General features: G+C 35.4%; 16 protein-coding genes. 4 read left to right on the forward strand and 12 right to left on the reverse strand.

Annotated elements, in window-relative coordinates:
- Window positions 1-6: 6 nt before the first annotated feature.
- The 11 genes from HZI73_RS21250 to HZI73_RS21300 form a co-directional block, all read right to left on the reverse strand.
- Window positions 7-483 (reverse strand): hypothetical protein, encoded by a 477-nt coding sequence (locus tag HZI73_RS21250; RefSeq protein ID WP_212695359.1) that lies wholly within the window; start codon window positions 481-483, stop codon window positions 7-9.
- Window positions 484-495: 12 nt separating this feature from the next.
- Window positions 496-897: a hypothetical protein gene (locus tag HZI73_RS21255; protein WP_212695360.1), complete on the reverse strand. Its 402-nt coding sequence runs from the start codon at window positions 895-897 to the stop codon at window positions 496-498.
- Window positions 898-908: 11 nt separating this feature from the next.
- On the reverse strand, window positions 909-2,003 hold the full coding sequence (locus HZI73_RS21260; RefSeq protein ID WP_212695361.1) for an ABC transporter ATP-binding protein: 1,095 nt from the start codon (window positions 2,001-2,003) through the stop codon (window positions 909-911).
- Window positions 2,004-2,013: 10 nt separating this feature from the next.
- Window positions 2,014-2,439 (reverse strand): hypothetical protein, encoded by a 426-nt coding sequence (locus HZI73_RS21265; protein WP_212695362.1) that lies wholly within the window; start codon window positions 2,437-2,439, stop codon window positions 2,014-2,016.
- Window positions 2,429-2,962: a hypothetical protein gene (locus tag HZI73_RS21270; protein ID WP_212695363.1), complete on the reverse strand. Its 534-nt coding sequence runs from the start codon at window positions 2,960-2,962 to the stop codon at window positions 2,429-2,431. Before HZI73_RS21270 ends, HZI73_RS21265 begins: the two co-directional genes overlap by 11 nt.
- 84 nt (window positions 2,963-3,046) lie before the next feature.
- Window positions 3,047-5,050 carry a type 2 periplasmic-binding domain-containing protein gene (locus HZI73_RS21275; protein WP_212695364.1) on the reverse strand — a complete coding sequence of 668 codons (2,004 nt, stop codon included), beginning with the start codon at window positions 5,048-5,050 and terminating at the stop codon, window positions 3,047-3,049.
- Between the two features lie 37 nt (window positions 5,051-5,087).
- Window positions 5,088-5,951, reverse strand: a complete 864-nt coding sequence (locus tag HZI73_RS21280) for a carbohydrate ABC transporter permease (RefSeq protein WP_212695365.1) — start codon at window positions 5,949-5,951, stop codon at window positions 5,088-5,090.
- Window positions 5,952-5,961: 10 nt separating this feature from the next.
- Entirely contained in the window at window positions 5,962-6,924 is a 963-nt protein-coding gene (locus HZI73_RS21285) for an ABC transporter permease (RefSeq protein WP_212695366.1), read from the reverse strand.
- Window positions 6,917-7,489, reverse strand: a complete 573-nt coding sequence (locus HZI73_RS21290; protein ID WP_212695367.1) for a hypothetical protein — start codon at window positions 7,487-7,489, stop codon at window positions 6,917-6,919. The genes HZI73_RS21285 and HZI73_RS21290 overlap by 8 nt, the downstream gene beginning before the upstream one ends.
- Window positions 7,486-9,471, reverse strand: a complete 1,986-nt coding sequence (locus tag HZI73_RS21295) for a DUF4962 domain-containing protein (protein ID WP_212695368.1) — start codon at window positions 9,469-9,471, stop codon at window positions 7,486-7,488. The genes HZI73_RS21290 and HZI73_RS21295 overlap by 4 nt, the downstream gene beginning before the upstream one ends.
- A gap of 226 nt (window positions 9,472-9,697) precedes the next feature.
- Window positions 9,698-10,453 carry an IclR family transcriptional regulator gene (locus tag HZI73_RS21300; RefSeq protein WP_212695369.1) on the reverse strand — a complete coding sequence of 252 codons (756 nt, stop codon included), beginning with the start codon at window positions 10,451-10,453 and terminating at the stop codon, window positions 9,698-9,700.
- Window positions 10,454-10,635: 182 nt separating this feature from the next.
- On the opposite strand from HZI73_RS21300, the gene HZI73_RS21305 reads away from it, so the two are divergent.
- From HZI73_RS21305 to HZI73_RS21320, 4 genes are read left to right on the forward strand one after another with little or no spacing between them, the layout of a single operon-like run.
- Complete coding sequence (locus tag HZI73_RS21305; RefSeq protein WP_212695370.1) at window positions 10,636-12,111, forward strand: spore germination protein; 1,476 nt, start codon at window positions 10,636-10,638, stop codon at window positions 12,109-12,111.
- Between the two features lie 10 nt (window positions 12,112-12,121).
- On the forward strand, window positions 12,122-13,366 hold the full coding sequence (locus HZI73_RS21310; RefSeq protein WP_212695371.1) for a Ger(x)C family spore germination protein: 1,245 nt from the start codon (window positions 12,122-12,124) through the stop codon (window positions 13,364-13,366).
- A 22-nt stretch (window positions 13,367-13,388) separates the two neighbouring features.
- A complete protein-coding gene (locus HZI73_RS21315; RefSeq protein ID WP_212695372.1) occupies window positions 13,389-14,519 on the forward strand; it encodes a GerAB/ArcD/ProY family transporter in 1,131 nt (376 codons plus the stop codon).
- Between the two features lie 14 nt (window positions 14,520-14,533).
- The gene (locus tag HZI73_RS21320; RefSeq protein WP_212695373.1) at window positions 14,534-15,631 is read left to right on the forward strand and encodes a GerAB/ArcD/ProY family transporter; all 1,098 of its coding nucleotides are present in this window, start codon (window positions 14,534-14,536) and stop codon (window positions 15,629-15,631) included.
- 65 nt (window positions 15,632-15,696) lie between these two features.
- On the opposite strand, the gene HZI73_RS21325 is transcribed toward HZI73_RS21320, so the two are convergent.
- Complete coding sequence (locus HZI73_RS21325; protein WP_212695374.1) at window positions 15,697-17,166, reverse strand: sulfatase family protein; 1,470 nt, start codon at window positions 17,164-17,166, stop codon at window positions 15,697-15,699.
- Window positions 17,167-17,171 lie beyond the last annotated feature (5 nt).

Consider the following 17,171-nt stretch of genomic DNA (forward strand, 5'->3'; position numbering starts at 1 on the left):
CCTATATTATTGTTCTTTTATGGTTTTATCTTTTAGTCGTTTGATGACTTGTTCAATTAACCAGTACAACACCGTATACATAATACCAAAAGTAATGGGTTCGCCAGGTAAGGGTATACTTTGCTCCGACAATGATAATAACTGAATGAGTAACGAATTTATCATTGCATAAATATATACCATAATAAACACGATGAGCATAGACTTGAAAATCTCACTTAGACGCATTCTAACTTTTTGTCCTACTGTACTATCCAAATAGTAGCGATTTGAATCCAAGTTAAACGTTCTTCTTAATATGGGATTAACAATTAACATATTCATGACACCTAGACTCAAACCTAGGAAAAAAATGAAATCTATAACACTACTCTGATTACCTAAACCGGTGCCCCAACCTACAAAAAAGTACATAGCCCCTGCAACCCACCATCTGATTAACAGGGCGAGTCTATTCTCTGTTAAAAATTTTTTTCTTTTCATGATGGCCCCCATTTATGTTTTTTTTAGTCTGTTCTTAATCACTAAGATTGTGATGGTTCCAACGCCATAGATCACCATACTGATGATAATCATATATAAAGAAAAATAAATATCGTTATACGTGATGGACTCATGAATGTGATAGTTATTCAGTAGTATCCGTGAATATACGACACCAACAAAAACGAGTAGCACTGAAATAAATGCAAATAAAATATCATTACGGCTTTTCTTAATGGATGTTAAATTGAATAATGTAACGAGGCCAAATATCATAAATAAAAATAGATAAAATCCAATTTCAGGACTAAAAATTTTAGTAATGGTTTTTATATGGACTTGAGAAATAGCCAATTGGAACAATGCGGTAAATCCCATTATCATAATTGTATAATTTAAAAGTTTTTCTTTCATCACTTGGCTCCTTACCTGATTCTCATTTCTGATTCAATATCAAAAAAATGAACATCATCCATATTTACGGCTAATTTTAAGGTATCTTTATAAGCAATCTTTTGTTTTCTTGCGGCACATTTAGCGGCTAACTGACTCTTTCCTTTATTAAAAAAAACCAGCGTATCCGCACCTAAGAGCTCAATACCATCTACCACACAATCCACTTGAGAACCTTCATGCTTTATGAGCATATGTGGGTCAATGCCAAAATGTTCTGGTCGAATACCTAAGATAACTTCCTTTCCTTGATAGTCCTTCAACATTGTTCTTCTACTTTCAGGTATTTCAAGCTTCATGTCCTCTGCTATAAAAAACTTTCCACTTATCTCACCTTCTATAAACTTCATTGGTGGGCTACCCATAAAACTACCTACAAACTTGTTTTCAGGCATTAAATAAACCTCTTCTGGCTTACCAATCTGCTGAATATAGCCATCCTTCATGATAACAATTCGATCAGCCATTGTCATGGCTTCAACTTGGTCATGGGTCACATAGACGATTGTAGCTTTTAATTGATTATGTAACTGTACCAGTTCTCTACGGGTCCTACTCCTTAACTTGGCATCTAGATTAGATAAAGGTTCATCCATCAATAAAATACCTACATCCCTAGCAATAGAACGACCTAAAGCAACACGTTGCCGCTGACCGCCTGAAAGATTTTTAGGAAAACGATTCAGATAATCTTTCAAATCTACGGTATCTGCTACTTCCATAACTCTTTTATGCAGTTTATCTGAATTTTCATGACGTACTGTCAAACTAAAACCCATGTTTTCATAAACGGTCATATTACCATATAGGGCATAATTTTGAAAAACCATGGCAATATCGCGATCTGCTGGTGCTACATCGTTGACTTTTTTGCCATAAAAAAACATCTCACCGCTGGTAATTTTTTCTAATCCTGCCATCATACGTAGTAATGTGGATTTGCCACAACCAGATGGTCCAACTAAGACAATGAATTCGCCTTCATCAATGGTTATATTAAAGTCATAAACAGCTTGAACGCCACCTGGATATATTTTGTTAATATTTTTTAATTCCAAGTTATTCATGTCAATCCTCCTATGAATGCATGTATTCTTTATTAATATGATTGTGCTGGATAAAAGAAGTTCTTTGCTTCGTTTTTATCATTGAGATAATACCTCCTGCTACCGCACATACAGCCGAAATCACTAACATCACACTTAAAAAAATATTAAGATTTCCTTGAAACTTATTATCCATTAAGAAAAATCTTACGATCTGAAAGATACCAATGCAACCACTTAGATAACTCCATAGAAGAGAATAACTTCTTATCTTAATAGTAGCTAAAAAGCTAATGAGTGATAAGACAATTGTTACAATAATAAATAAACCTATATTATAGTCAACGGTCATATCTCTCAACCTAAAAATTGTATAAACTGTATTGAATGCAATAAATGTTAATAGGAGATAATAACCTGTATTATTTTTTTGATATACTTTTTTTTCATGCTCCATAAGTACCTCCCATTGAACCTTTACTTGCTTTTATTTTTTTAATACTATTAACGGTAACTACACTTAATAATATAACAGCTAAACCAGTTAAAGCAGTAAATAATACCCTGCTCATTGAAAAACTCATCGTTGATATACTGTAATTCTCTATGATTGAAAAATCAAAAGCTAAATACGCTTGTTGATAGCTAGGTATAGCACTCACTATAGTCAAAGAGTTGGTAATCATATAAACGGAAAATCCCAGCACAAACAGCCACCCAAGCACGCCTGCTTTCTTTTTGTGAATATCAAAAGCTAATAATAAAAACGATAAAACAATAAAGGCAACAGTTGACTGAAATATTACCTTATTAAGTACCTGTAAATCTTTATAATAATTAAACATGTCCTGAGAACCATCATAAAACAACTGATAATAATCCGTCATGAAACCTAATCCAAGTATAAAGGTGATGATTGCTATAATTATTAAGGCATAGGTTACGCCTTTTTGAATCTTTAACCCTATGTCTGCTTTCAATTCTATACCTCCAGTTTATACCTTCCCACTATATGGCTCTAGTGGGAAGGTGAGAACGACGTTCTAGTTACGTCCAGTCATTCTTTATTCCGTCATTCTTTTATATGCATCTCGGTAAACTTGAACATGTTGATTAAGACCACTATCCTCATAATATTTTTTAACATCTGTAGCATCTGTTAACTTTTCATTGCCAGTCACATATAAGAAGATCGTATCCACTTGGTCATCCCCAATAGACACTGTGCCAAGTTTAGCTGAATCTTGCTCTGTTAAAGAAAATACAGGTGGTATTAACTTAAAAAGTGGGTTTTCAGCATCATACGAAGTGGATAAAACATCTGCTGTTTCATATAAATCCCACGCTGCCCATCCATGATTCTTCGTATATTGTAATTCAAAACCTATTTCTTTTGCATAACCAATCGGAATATGTGAACCCATAAAATCTCTTAAGAATCCAGAAACATCACCATTTTTATACTCATTCGCTGCATCTAATAACCATTGATTGAATTTTGGATATTCAATACCACTTGGTGCAACAAACATTTCCCCTTCAACTAAATTCTCTGGGATACCATAATTCTGTAGAATATTCCCTTCTTCTGTGAAGAAATAATCAATGACCATAGCTGCTGCATTAATTTCTTCTTCTTTAGCAACACTCGCTATACCCCAGCCTCCTGGTTTTATAGCACGTGTATTTTCAACAAAATGTATAAACTCATCTGAACCTATGGTGGTCACTGGTGGTAGTATACCTACAACATCCTCATTACTTGCTGTTGTGGATGCAATCCAGTCAAAGGTCATAAATCCAAATTGTCGATGTCCTTCTTCTTTATCTTTTGTATATAATTCTTTTCTAAAATCATCACGATTACTTTCATCAGAAAACTCACTATGAATCAAGCCTTCATCAAACATATCTCTGATATAGCCAAGTCCTTCTATAAAATCATCCTGTGCATAAGAGAATTGTAATTCACCCTTTTCATCTAGATAGAATCTTGATTTATAGGAGTCTGAACCATGTACACGTTGTCCGCCAAAATAAGTAATTAAACGAAGTACATCTTCGCGATATCTAGATTTTCTAACAAAAAATGGTGAGATTTGAGTGTCTTTTACCACAGCTCCTGTTGAAACCTTCGATAATGTATTAGGGGATAACTCCACGATACGCAATAAAGCAATTAATTCATCAATATCGTATTGTGCTGTCTCTCCTAAAAATAGATCCGATGGCTTCGCTAAATCTGGATATGTTTTCGTAATGTAGGTAAGTAAGGTATTGAGTGCTGTCTCTCTATTGAGTGTTCCATTGTTAGCTGCCTCATTCTGTAAAGCAATAACGTTATCTTCATGTCTCGTCGTCCAGTAACCTTTATAGTGAACCTTTAAGGTAGCTGTCTCATTTTCTAATGCATCTTTTGAATCAAGCAAAGCTGTAACCCATGACGCTCTTCCATTAAATACACGGGCATAATTATTAATTTCAGCAACATAAGGTACATGATAGATGCCGCCATTGTAAGCTGTAATTGCTTTTGATATATCTGGATTATCCGATAGATATTTTGCAAAGTTTGGCATGATGTCCAAGTGTTCTTTCAGATTAATGAAATAACCTTGTGCCCCAAAGTTCATAAGTCTTTCAGCCACATTATCACCACCATAAATGATACTGTTGGTAAAACCTGTTGCCGCAGCCGTATCCATCATTTCTGATGCTCTTTGATCTTGGACAGTAATATCATTAAGCTTGATACCTAACTTATCTTGTATGAATTGCCATACAGGCTTTAATTCACCTTGGGTAATGACTCTTCCATCTGGCAATTTTAATGGTGTGGATTGTTGATACGTAATTGTTCGCTGGTTGTTCCCTAGAGCAATATTTAAATCAATAGCTTTTGCTACTTTCAGTTCATCTGTTGTTTCTTTCTCTCCATTATTTGCATTACCTTGTTCTTCACCTGCGTTTGCTGGTTCCTTATCATCCTTTTTGAGATTAGAGCTGGCACAGCCTGCAAAACTTGCTACCATAATAATTGTTAATAATAATACCATTAACTTTTTCATAAAAACACCTTCCTTTTTTAATTTGTATCAGCTAAAATTAGCCTTTTACACCACCCAAATTAACACCTTTTGCAAAATATTTTTGGATATATGGGTATACAATGAGTACTGGGATAATGGAACATACCAATATCGCATAGATGAATGCATCTGAAGCATAAGGGAGATCAATGGGCATATCATCAAACATTTTTTGATAGTTTTCTACCAACATTCGCATATAAACTTGCAATGGTTTTTCCATGGAATCTGTTAAGAGCATTCTTGACCAGAAGTAACCATTCCATCTGCTTGTTGCATAGAACAATGTCACTGTAGCTAATGCAGCTCTAGACATTGGGATGTAAATACGCCGCAACATCTGAAATTCATTGGCACCATCAATCCTTGCTGCTTCTTCAATTTCTTTTGGTACACCTTCAAAATAATTTCTCAACAAAATAATATTATATGCCTGCACACCAAAAGCAAAAACAATCCCCCATCTATTTGCAACACCCATGTTCACATAGTTCAAATACATGGGAATCATCCCTGCATTAAACCACATGGTAAATACAACCCAAAAATTAAACCTTCGTCTAAATATTAGTCTTTTCTTAGACAGTGCATAGGCTCCAGTTATTGAAATAAACATACTCCAAGCTGTTCCATAGGTTGTATAAAATAGTGTATTAATATAAGATATCCAAAACCCTTTGTCGTTGTATATTTTGTTATACACTTGAAAGTTTACATTCTTAGGAAGCAATATTACTTTTCCAGATTCATAAGCAATTTTACCGCTAATAGAAGCAGAAAAAGCGTAGATGACAGGATATAATGCCATAATTGCAAACACACCAATCAGTACATAGGATAATAATTTAAAAATAATTTCACTTCTATTTAATCTTTCCATATTCATTCACCTACCATAACGAAGTCTCTGATATTTGTCGACTGATATAATTTGCTCCTACGACCAATGCAAAACCTATGAGTGCATTGAACATATCTGCTGCGCCTCCAATGGATTGATTTCCCCCTTCTAAGCCTATTCGATACACAAAACTGCTTAAAACATCTGCTGTCTCATATGTATTAGCGTTGTACAACAGAATGATACGCTCATAGCCAACAGATAACATCCTACCAATCCTTAGAATAATCATAATCACCAGTGTAGGTGCCATCCCTGGAAAAGTTACATACCTAATTTCTTGAAACTTATTACCTCCATCTACTTTAAGTGCCTCGTATAAAACAGGAGAGATACTCATTACTGCGGCAAAATACACAATGGAACTATAGCCTGCTTCCTTCCATATACCAGTAATGATATACATCGGCCTAAAATATTGAGCATTCTGTATAATATTGGTACCCTCTGGAATAAATCCTATTGTATGTAAAAATTGTGCGATAATACCCGTGTTGACCTCTCCATGATAGAGAAGTGTTAACACCAAACCCGTTATCGTTACCTCTGACAAAAAGTGAGGTAAGAACGTAAAAGTCTGGGCAATTTTTCTATATGTATTGTTTGTAATTTCGCTAAAAAACAAAGCTAAAATGATGGGTATAGGAAAGCCAAATAATAACCCATATAAACTAATAATGAATGTGTTACGAAATGCCTGCCAAAATTGTTGGGCATAAGGTCCATTAATTAGTGAAATAAAATTAGAAAAACCCACGAAATCACTATCTAGAATCCCCATATTTGGCTGAAAGTTTTTAAAAGCTATGAGAAGACCACCCATGGGTTTATAAATCCATAGGGCATACCATAAAACCATAGGCAATAGCAAGACATATAATCGCCAATCAGTTATAATGATTTTCCCATACTTTAGCAACTTATTTTGTTGTTTCAAGTCCATTTTACTCATAATGCTCCTCCTGATTGTACTTTAAAAGATACATGTGCATATTATCCAATAAGCCTGCTTTGCTTTTAATCAAAAGCAAAATAATAAATACCATGATCATATTAAATAATTGAGTTAAGAAATAGTAAACGATATTCTTGATGATGAATCCACCTGCAAGAAAATAGGTTACGATTCCTTTACCTATAGAAATAAATAAGTAAGCCGTCACACAATAAACCAATAGGTTCCATGCTGAGTCTTTTATATGATCTCTATCCACTACACGAAAGATAAGGCATGTAAAAATAATGAAGGCATTCGCGAAAGGATATAATAGTATGCTCTCAATGATGTTTCCATGATGAAGAAAAAGCATGGGCAACCCGGATATAACAAATACTAAACTTCCCCATTTCCCCCAGCGAATGATTGCAACAAGTGCCACTAAAATAGAGAAATTTAAGTAAAAGCCTGCTCCTGGTAATGCATAGTGTAATAAGTCGCCCATGATTTGTGCAACAATAGCTAAAATCGATAATAACACCATATCAAAATACCTGTACTTTTCAACACTATCAATCATAATGAGATCACCTCATAGAGTTTGTTATTTCGATATTGAAGTAATATACGTTGTTCCAAGTATTGGCAGCCATCGTAGGTTATGGCTTCACCCTTCGATTGAAGAAAAACCTCTTTTTCACTACCATTTATAATCTCCACACCAAAAAATGTGTCCTGATCAATTCGATTAACAATCAATTGATTCCCATCAATAGGTCCTGGCACCAACACATGTAAAAAGTGAAGATTTGCCGCTTTATGCCGATTGGAAATATGTAATGTTTTCATTTTTGTTTCTCTAAATTTATCTGGTTCTTGGGTTGTCATGACAGCACGCACATTATTTTCTTTCATATCATAATCGACATCTATAGGTGATACACTATATAGCATCAATCTAGCTGGACCATTTTCATAGATAAATGTATGTTTATCCTCTGTAGGAAAAACATCTGAATGCATGAGCCATGTGTATATGTGTTCTTTTGAACTCTTTAGTTCATCTAATACAATAAAATAGGACTTTTTGGTATATAGAACATGCCGTGCAAAACGTTCTAATGCCAAATCTTTTTGATACATTTTGGATGTTTCGCCAACCACATAGACATAGGCCGCTTCATTTCTAAACGTTTCTATCTCGCCTACCATATCTTGGGTATAATGCTTCCAAATATTATTCTGATTCTCATTGGTATACCCTTTTCCATCAACGATTACAATGTTGTGGTCAGACGCTTTCACTGTTCTGTTATAGCCATCATCAATGGCTAAGTATGTATTCTGGGAACATAGGATAAATGAATTATTATCTGGATGTTGATGGGATAAACCAAAACAATTATAGTTTTTCTCCCGTTTAAGTTCCCATAAATGACGCCACTGGGTTTTACCTCCTGGATAACTGGTCTTAAAGGATAAATGGGTTGCATCCATATCCCAAGAACTTCTTATAACCACCAGTCCCAAATCCTCAAAATACTTTACAGGTTCAAGATTATCAAATGCTTGTTCCCCAACTTCTGGATCATAGAACAATAACTCAAATAAACATTCTGGTAAGATGCCTGGCTTTACTTTAGAGTCATACGCCTCTCGGTATAAAAACTTTTTCGTGACCAAATGACCCATTTTCTGAGCATGCCCATTACCATATTCTGCGGCTACTTTATAATAAATAGCTGTAGAATGACCACTTTTTCGATCATGACAATCCCCAAAATTAATTTGTTCTTCCAGGTTAGGTGCCGCTTGGTAGAGTCGATAATAAAATGTATTTTTTAGGAAATCACAGGATTGAAAGTAATCAACACCTTCTCGTTCCTTTATCAAGTGAGCATATATAAATAACCACATGGCGCCATATCGCCAATAAACAACACCCTCATAATCACTGCCATCTTTCGGCAGAACACCATAAATATAATCAAAATTATCTTTTGCGCTTTGAATCCATTGATCTGCTTCTGGAATCTCGTCAACAATGGCATATCCTGCTGTTGCAAGTCCTGTCATGTTAATCCAATTATGATTCTGCCAGTAATTGGTTGACCAGCCAGAACCCTCTGTTTTAACCTTAAAATCATACATGCGTCTGCCTTGAAGAAGAAGTTTATCCCTTAACACCTTTTTTTGTGCAGGGTCTAAGTCTTCTTTTAACCAATCATAAGCCAGACCCAAACCAAAAAGAAGCCAAGCAGCCGATAAATCCACATCCACCAAATGAGCATTCCCCCAATGGGGGTATCTGACACATGTAAATAACCATCTTTTTGCTTCTTCAAAATAATGCTTTTGTTTTGTAAGCAAATAAGCAAGGGATAAGTTAGCTACAGCTATTCCCATATATGTGGTGCTTAAGGGGGGGTGTTCTTCTGGCAATTGCTCTTCAAAATACACTTTACATTGCTCATATAGACGTTTAAATAAAAATGCTTTCTTGTTCTTAATTTCTTCTTGAAGATCATGAATATCCTGATCAATAAACATGTTTTGACTCATTATGACACTCCTATCATGCTAACAAAACGAAGTATTTGCGTATATTCGTATCTATTACGGTAACATAATTATAGCATGTTCGTGCATCGATGTCTAGGATTTTCTTTATTAATTTATCATTTTTTTCATAAAAATGACTCAATGATTGGTAATTTTGACGATAAAAAACAAAAAAGAAGCGTTAACCATTATATCGTCAGAACAATGATTTGCTTCTTTTATTTTATTACATGCTTCCTGTGTATCCTAACTTGATGGATATTTCAGAGGCTTTTTCCATAACGAGTCGGGCTTCCCCTTGTATATCTATATTTTCTTGATATAAACCACTTACACTAAGAGCCGCAACCATTTTATTGGTATAATCAAAAACAGGTGCCCCAATACACAGAAGATGTTCCGCCTGTTCACGATTATCCACTGCATACCCATTTTTTCGCACTTTCTCAATTTCCTGAGATAATTGTTGATAGTCCGTAATGGTGTAGGGTGTTTTTCTCACCAACGTTTTGGTAGCTAATCGTTTAAATAACTCATCGTCATGGGCTAAAAAACATTTTCCAAGTGATGTACAATGCAGATTGGTGGTGCTTCCTATAGGACAAGTGGCTATTAATAGATTTTTAGGTTCATATTTGTATATATAAGTAATCATTTCATTGACTTCTTTGCCTAAAAATACGGTTTTATTGAGTGTTGAACCTAATGCTTCAATGGTTGCTTTACCTTTATCAATAATGGTTTTATTTCTTATAAACGCATTACCAATATAATATGCTTTTACACCAATGCCATATATTTTACTTCTTTCATCAATCATTTCAATCATTTCTACTTCTAGTAATGATTGAATAATATCTTTTACACTATTAATGGGTATTTCAAGCTTATTGGATATCTGAGATAACGTAATACCTTTTGTTTTATTAGCAATTAGTTCTAGTATTGCCACTGTTCGCATTGCCGCTCTGCTCTTTGCCATCATCATTCTCCTTTTACGTCTTTACGTCTTAGTTACGAGTTTTACACTATTGTATCAGTTTTCCATCTAAATATCAAAGAAATTATGCAAAAGGCACGATTAAATTACTCGATATTGTATATGAAAAAGTAGAGTTGGTTAAAATAAACCGATAGTAACTATAGGTTTTGAGGTGTTTATATATGTCCGAAAATAAGACGTTCCAAGGTGACAACATTAATCGTTTACAACCCAATTTAAATAGAAATATTCACACCATCAAATCAACATTAAAAAGTGATAAGTATTTAGTCGTAGGAAAAGTTTCTAATGTTTTAGGGGATTACGCCATTATCTATATGAATCATATGGCTAATAAAGATGCCATTAATCGTAACATTGTAGCCACGTTACGTTCTACAGATAAAAGCAATCGCTTTCTAAAAAATACCACCGATGATAATTGGGTGGATACATTATCCCATTATATTTTAGATAGTATTCATATAAAAAAAAGCACATCAATGAACCACATCATCACTGAGATTCTGAGTGGAAATACCTGCATCTTATTCAATAATTCCAAACAAGCCATGATCGTTAGTACGCGTATTATTGAAAAACGGAACGTAGGCATGACAGAAACGGAAGTAACTGTATTAGGTAGCAAAGAGGCTTTTAATGAAGATTTGGAAACAAACATTGTCCTTATTAGACGTCGTTTCAAAACCGATAAACTCTTATTTAAAAATTTTGTATTAGGTCATCTATCCAATACAGATGTAACCGTATGCTGGCTAAGGGGCATTGCCTCTCAGAAAATTGTAACGGATATCTGTAAAAAGATTGGCAAAATAGATGTTGACCATATCTACGATGTTTCCATGATCAATCAAGTCATTGAAGAGAATCCCATGTCCATATGGCCTCAATATGTCCTTACTGAGCGACCAGACATTGTGGCAAACCATCTGGCAGAAGGTAAAGTAGCTGTTCTATGCGATAATTCTCCCTTTGCCTTAATCTTACCTGTGAGCATCTTTCATAATGTTCAAAGTCCTGATGATTATTATGAACGGCCTATTGTGGGAACATTTTTTAGGATTATACGGTATTTTGGTATTTTTATATCCGTATATTTATCCCCTCTTTATTTAGCCTTTACCACTTATAACCACGCCATTGTTCCACCAGACCTGGCTATTACCATTTCTGATGGCAGGACGGGCGTTCCTTTCCCATCCCTGATGGAGCTATTATTGATGACTTTTATTATTGATATGCTCAGAGAGGCCGGTATCAGACTCCCTCGAGCCATGGGGTCAGCCATCGGTATATTAGGTGCTGTGGTTATTGGACAAGCGGCGGTATCAGCAGGATATGTCAGTGCTTCTCTTGTGATTATTATTTCAATAACCGCTATCGCTAACTTTACAATCCCTTCTAACCTGCTCTTTAACGCCATAAGGATTATTAATTATGCCATGATACTGGCTGCAGGTATGCTGGGTATATACGGGATACATTTACTTTCTATCCTGCTTTTATGGCAATTAGTACGTTGTCATTCCTTTGGTGTACCTCTCCTCTACCCTGTAGAACCAGGAAAAGCTTCTGCTCTCTTGGATGTGTTTATGAGGGGACCTTTAGGAAAGTTCAGAAAAAATGTCAAGCGCTAGTGGAGGAGTGATGAGGTTGAAAAAAATGGCCGTTATTGTGTTGATAGGTGTTAACATGATATTACTAACAAGTTGCTTTGACTATACGGAATATGAAGAAATGCAGCTTATTTTTGGGCTTGGTGTTGACAGTGGTACGAATGGTGACGTTATCGTCACCATACAATCTTCCGGCTTTAAAAAAACAAATATGCAGGCCATGGGAGGGGATAGCGGTTCATCCATGGGCAGCCAAAACAGTACCATGTATAAAGCTTCTGGAAAAACTGTTCTGGATGCCCTTAATCAACTCCAACAAATTACAGGTAAGGAATTATTTTTCGGTTATATTAAAGTGATTATCATCGGTGCAGAAGCTGCTAAGAAAGACATGGATAACATCATGGCTTTTTTCTACATGTCACCTCGTATTCGAGGGTCAGCTTATCTTCTAATTGCAAAAAACACCGCTTATGACACATTAGGCACGGTTAACCTTAATGATAGTGACCTTAGCGCCCAATCCTTAGAAAACATGGTCAAGAAATCGGTTAGAAGCGGAGTCTCTTTCCCGATTCGATTAAGCAATTATTATAATATTATCTTAACCGATGGATGGAACGCAGCTATTCCTCAGGTAGAATATCAACAGGTTTCCAGTGGAGAGCAAGGTGGTGAAAAAACTGTTGTCAATGATACGAATCCCAGTATTGTGCCCGAAAAAGAAGGTTATCATTTAGTAAGGAATATGGTGGTTTTTAAAGATAATAAGAAAGTGGGCGTTTTAGATGAAATTGAAACCATGTGCTATGGCTTTATCACAGGAAAAAAAATTAAAAGCAGTTATGTGGTAAAAGACAAAGATACACATGATCAAGACTATGTGATGGGATTACGTTTTCTTCACAATCGGTCTAGGATCAATACCCATATTAACAATAATCAAATAAAAATTGATATTGATATCGATTTGCAAGCGAGTATAGAAGAATACCAAGGTGATGAAGCACTGGCTAATATTGATGTCATCAAAAATTTCGAAGCAGATTTATCAGCATCTTTAAAAAATGAAATACAAACATGTATTTATCATGTGCAAAAAAACTATGAAGCAGATATTTTTGGCTTTGGTAATCGTGTTTTTCAACAATACCCTTATAAATGGCAAGAAGAGTTACAAGATAAATGGGAGGATATTTTCTTGATTGTAGACACAGATGTGCGTGTGACAGCTAAAATACTCAATACAGGTTCAAACTTAGAACCTTTTAAATAATGTAACGGAAGTGGTGTTTATCATGAATCAGCAAAAGCTTTCCGTAAGACAGGTTGTTTCTTTAATCTACACCGGCACAATAAGTAATATTATTTTCTTACTATTCTTTGCCATTAATCGTGCTGGAAGAGCTTCTTATATCGCTGCAATTTTAGGAGGGCTGGTCACTGCTCTGTTATTATTCCTTGTTATCTATCTTACAAACAAGTTTCCAGGAAAATCCTTGCTGGATTTATTAAAAATGGGTTATGGTCAAGGCATCGCCAGTTTTTTTATTATACTCTACAGCTTATTTCATATTATTACGGCTGCTTTAATGTTAAGACTGTCCATATCTGTTTTTGTGAAAACATTTTTACTGCATATGACACCCTTATGGCTTCTTGAGTTAATACCCATTGTAATTATTGGTTTATTTCTATACACAGGTAATATTTTTATTTTTGCTAGTTGGAATGTATTGATTGTTGTTATTGCATTTGCTGCATATGCCCTAGGAACTTCTATAGGCATTGCAGTAAAATTTAATATCAATCATTTATTTCCAATATTTCATGTTAAATTATGGGATTTTTTATATGGTGCATTTTTACTTGCAGCTGGTATGATGGAAACTGTAATTCATTCTTTTAGTGTGGTAGGATTTATAAACGATAAAAAAACTTCATATAAAGCCTATTGGTATGGCACCATTATGTTTATTACCGTTGTTAGTTCAACGCTATTTGTATCCTTAGGCATATTGGGCCTGGGTATTGAAAGTAAGCGTGTTTTTTCTGTGGTTAATTTAGCTCAGGAAATAGGAATAGGTAGGTTCATACAAGGTTTTGAAGTATTTTATTTAGTCCCATTCTTATCTCTCATTTATAATAACATTGGCTACAAAGCATACTGTAGCCTTATTGGCATATTTACAGTAGCTAATCATAGAAAACATCGCTTGATCTATACCATCATGATATGTACAAGTATCTATGCTCTCGTTCTAAACATACCTTCTTTTAATGTTGGTATTGTTTATGTAAAAAACTTTGCAATATACATCATTGTACCATTTTGTATTCTTTACTTAATACTTGCAGGAATAGCCATTATCCTCATACGACATAAGAGAAAAAAAGAGGCTACGCCTCGTAACCACTATATTCCCTGAAAAGAGGTGTTTCGATGGATCAACAGCATTTGAATGATCGACAATTTGCATTTTTAATCTATTCTGGTACCGTTGGCAACATGCTTTTTATTACAATCTACGTCATTCAAAACGCTGGTAGAGCCACTTATGTTGCCGCTTTTTTAGGATCATGTGTAACGGCTCTTTTCATGTTATGGACCATATACTTAGGTAAATTCATGCCTAAAAAATCCATGTTTGATATCATCAAAACCTATTATGGAAAGATGGTTAGCTCTATCTTAATCATGATCTACAGCTTATTTCATATCTTTACTGGTGCTTTGATTTTACGATTATCCATGACGATATTTGTAAAAGTTCAGTTGTTACATTTAACGCCTTTATGGCTTATCACATTAATGCCAGTTATTGCCATTGCCATCTTCTTATTTACCAACAGTTTTAACCTATTTGCAAGATGGAATGTAATCCTTCAAGTTGTTGCCACGTCTGTCTATTTTGTGGGTATTGTTGTGGGTATGGTGATTAAATTTGATGTGAATAATTTAAAGCCCGTTTTTCACGTGGATGCGTCTGATTTTTTACTGGGTTTTTATTTATTATTAGGCGCAACCAATGAAACGGTTCTAAAATCTTTTAGTATCATGGGGTTACTAAAAAATTACAAAGTTGCACGGAAAGGGTTAATTAAAGGCGCCATTCTATACATTCCTATTATCAGTACATCCTTATTTTTTGCCATAGGGATTATGGGTCAGGAAGTTGCAAGAGATAGTACCTTTGCCATTGTTAATTTAGCCAATCAGGTTGGGTTAGGGAAGTTTATACAAGGCTTAGAGATATTTCATATTCTCCCTTTCTTATCCCTTATATACATCCACTTAGGTCATAATGCTTACAGCAGTTTTCTGAGTGCATGTTCTTTATCTCACAATAAAAAGTTTCGCTTAATTATGATTGGCATCATCTGTATTGGTATATATGCCATTGCAATCAGCATTACGTCCTTTAACGTTGCCATGGTTTATATGAAAACAACCATCACATATGTGGTTGTTCCCTTTAGTCTCCTTATACTTATCATGGCATCCATAGCCGTTATCATGAGAAAGCGCAAGAAACAATGACATCTCCTTGCGCTTATGCTTGTATGTTTGAATGGACTTCTTAAGGGTTGGTTATTACATAATGCCTATTCTTTACTTAATAAGTTGGGATAGTTCTCATCTAAATCCATATACGTTTTTCTGGCATCATGTAATTGTTCCATAAGTGATTGGACTAATTCTCCACGGGCTTCATCCTCATATATATTGTTCATTTCTTGAGGGTCATTGACCATATCGTATAACTCAAATCCAGTCGGTGTATCCTCATGGACTGCACCTGCAGCATCTAAGGCTTTGCCATAATAATAAATGAACTTATATTGCTTCGTCCGAATACCAAAATGAGCAGGGTTATGGTGCCGATGTGCTAAATTCATCCAGTATCTAAAGTAAATCACAGATCGTAGGTCCTCTTGCTCTTTTTGTAGCAATACAGGTACTTGTGACACACCTTGCATAGCTTTTGGTACGGAAATACCACAAAAATCAAGCAATGTAGGTGCTACATCAATATTGGCCATCAGATTGGTATTGGTCACCTTTGAAGGTATTTTTTCCGGATACCTGATTAAAAATGGGGCACGTAGTGATTCCTCATAACTCCATCGTTTATCTTGGTAATCATGCTCACCAAGAAACATACCTTGATCGGATGTATAGATAATAATGGTGTTATTCAACTCACCAATGGCTTCTAGTTTATCCAACAGTACCCCAACAGAATCATCAATACCGGCTACTGTTCTAAGGTAGTCTTTTAGATACTTCTGATACGCAGCTAAACCTTTCTGCTCAAATGTCATATCGTCATCAATCTTAAGGGGTCCTGTCACATAATCCTCAGCTTGAAAATCTTGATATAAACTTCTCACCTTACTTCTAGGTGTGACCGATGAACCAAAGTCTCTTGAAGCTTCACTTCGATGACTACGGTCTTCAAACAAACTATCGGGTACAGGTATGTCCTTCCCATCAAACAGATGTTCATGTCTCTTGGCAAATTCCCAAAAATCGTGGGGTGCTTTGTGGTGACACATGAGAAAAAATGGTTTTGATGTATCCCGGTTGTCTAAGAAGTTGGTGGTCATATCTGTAATAACATCGGTCACATAACCCTTATGCACCTTTCTTCCAAGGTCCTTTTCCTCAAATTCAGGGTCCCAATAAGTGCCTTGTCCGTGGCAACCTGAAAGATATTTGTAGTCATCAAAGCCTAAGGGTTCACAATGAAGATGCCATTTCCCAAACATGGCTGTTTCATAACCGTTATCTTGGAAGATAGCGGCTAAATTAGGTCCTTGGGTAGGGTCCCAATGGTCACTAAGGGTCCGAACACCATTGATATGTCCATATTGCCCTGTCATAATGGATGCTCGAGCGGGTGTACAGATAGCATTAGTACTGTAAAAGTGCTGAAGCTTCGTACCTTCTTCATATAGGCGGTCCATATTCGGTGTCTTAAAAACATCACTCAGAATAGAACCATAACAGCTAATGGCATTAGCTGAATGGTCATCCGACATGATATATAATACATTTGGTTGTTTACGCATGTTTA

The sequence above is a fragment of the Vallitalea pronyensis genome (assembly GCF_018141445.1).
Taxonomy (GTDB): Bacteria; Bacillota; Clostridia; order Lachnospirales; family Vallitaleaceae; genus Vallitalea; species Vallitalea pronyensis.

Coding starts and splice junctions, on each gene's coding strand:
- HZI73_RS21250 (WP_212695359.1), bottom strand. CDS start 483: ATGAAAAGAAAAAAATTTTTAACAGAGAATAGACTCGCCCTGTTAATC.
- HZI73_RS21255 (WP_212695360.1), bottom strand. CDS start 897: ATGAAAGAAAAACTTTTAAATTATACAATTATGATAATGGGATTTACC.
- HZI73_RS21260 (WP_212695361.1), bottom strand. CDS start 2,003: ATGAATAACTTGGAATTAAAAAATATTAACAAAATATATCCAGGTGGC.
- HZI73_RS21265 (WP_212695362.1), bottom strand. CDS start 2,439: ATGGAGCATGAAAAAAAAGTATATCAAAAAAATAATACAGGTTATTAT.
- HZI73_RS21275 (WP_212695364.1), bottom strand. CDS start 5,050: ATGAAAAAGTTAATGGTATTATTATTAACAATTATTATGGTAGCAAGT.
- HZI73_RS21280 (WP_212695365.1), bottom strand. CDS start 5,951: ATGGAAAGATTAAATAGAAGTGAAATTATTTTTAAATTATTATCCTAT.
- HZI73_RS21285 (WP_212695366.1), bottom strand. CDS start 6,924: ATGAGTAAAATGGACTTGAAACAACAAAATAAGTTGCTAAAGTATGGG.
- HZI73_RS21290 (WP_212695367.1), bottom strand. CDS start 7,489: ATGATTGATAGTGTTGAAAAGTACAGGTATTTTGATATGGTGTTATTA.
- HZI73_RS21295 (WP_212695368.1), bottom strand. CDS start 9,471: ATGAGTCAAAACATGTTTATTGATCAGGATATTCATGATCTTCAAGAA.
- HZI73_RS21300 (WP_212695369.1), bottom strand. CDS start 10,453: ATGGCAAAGAGCAGAGCGGCAATGCGAACAGTGGCAATACTAGAACTA.
- HZI73_RS21305 (WP_212695370.1), top strand. CDS start 10,636: ATGTCCGAAAATAAGACGTTCCAAGGTGACAACATTAATCGTTTACAA.
- HZI73_RS21310 (WP_212695371.1), top strand. CDS start 12,122: ATGAGGTTGAAAAAAATGGCCGTTATTGTGTTGATAGGTGTTAACATG.
- HZI73_RS21315 (WP_212695372.1), top strand. CDS start 13,389: ATGAATCAGCAAAAGCTTTCCGTAAGACAGGTTGTTTCTTTAATCTAC.
- HZI73_RS21320 (WP_212695373.1), top strand. CDS start 14,534: ATGGATCAACAGCATTTGAATGATCGACAATTTGCATTTTTAATCTAT.
- HZI73_RS21325 (WP_212695374.1), bottom strand. CDS start 17,166: ATGCGTAAACAACCAAATGTATTATATATCATGTCGGATGACCATTCA.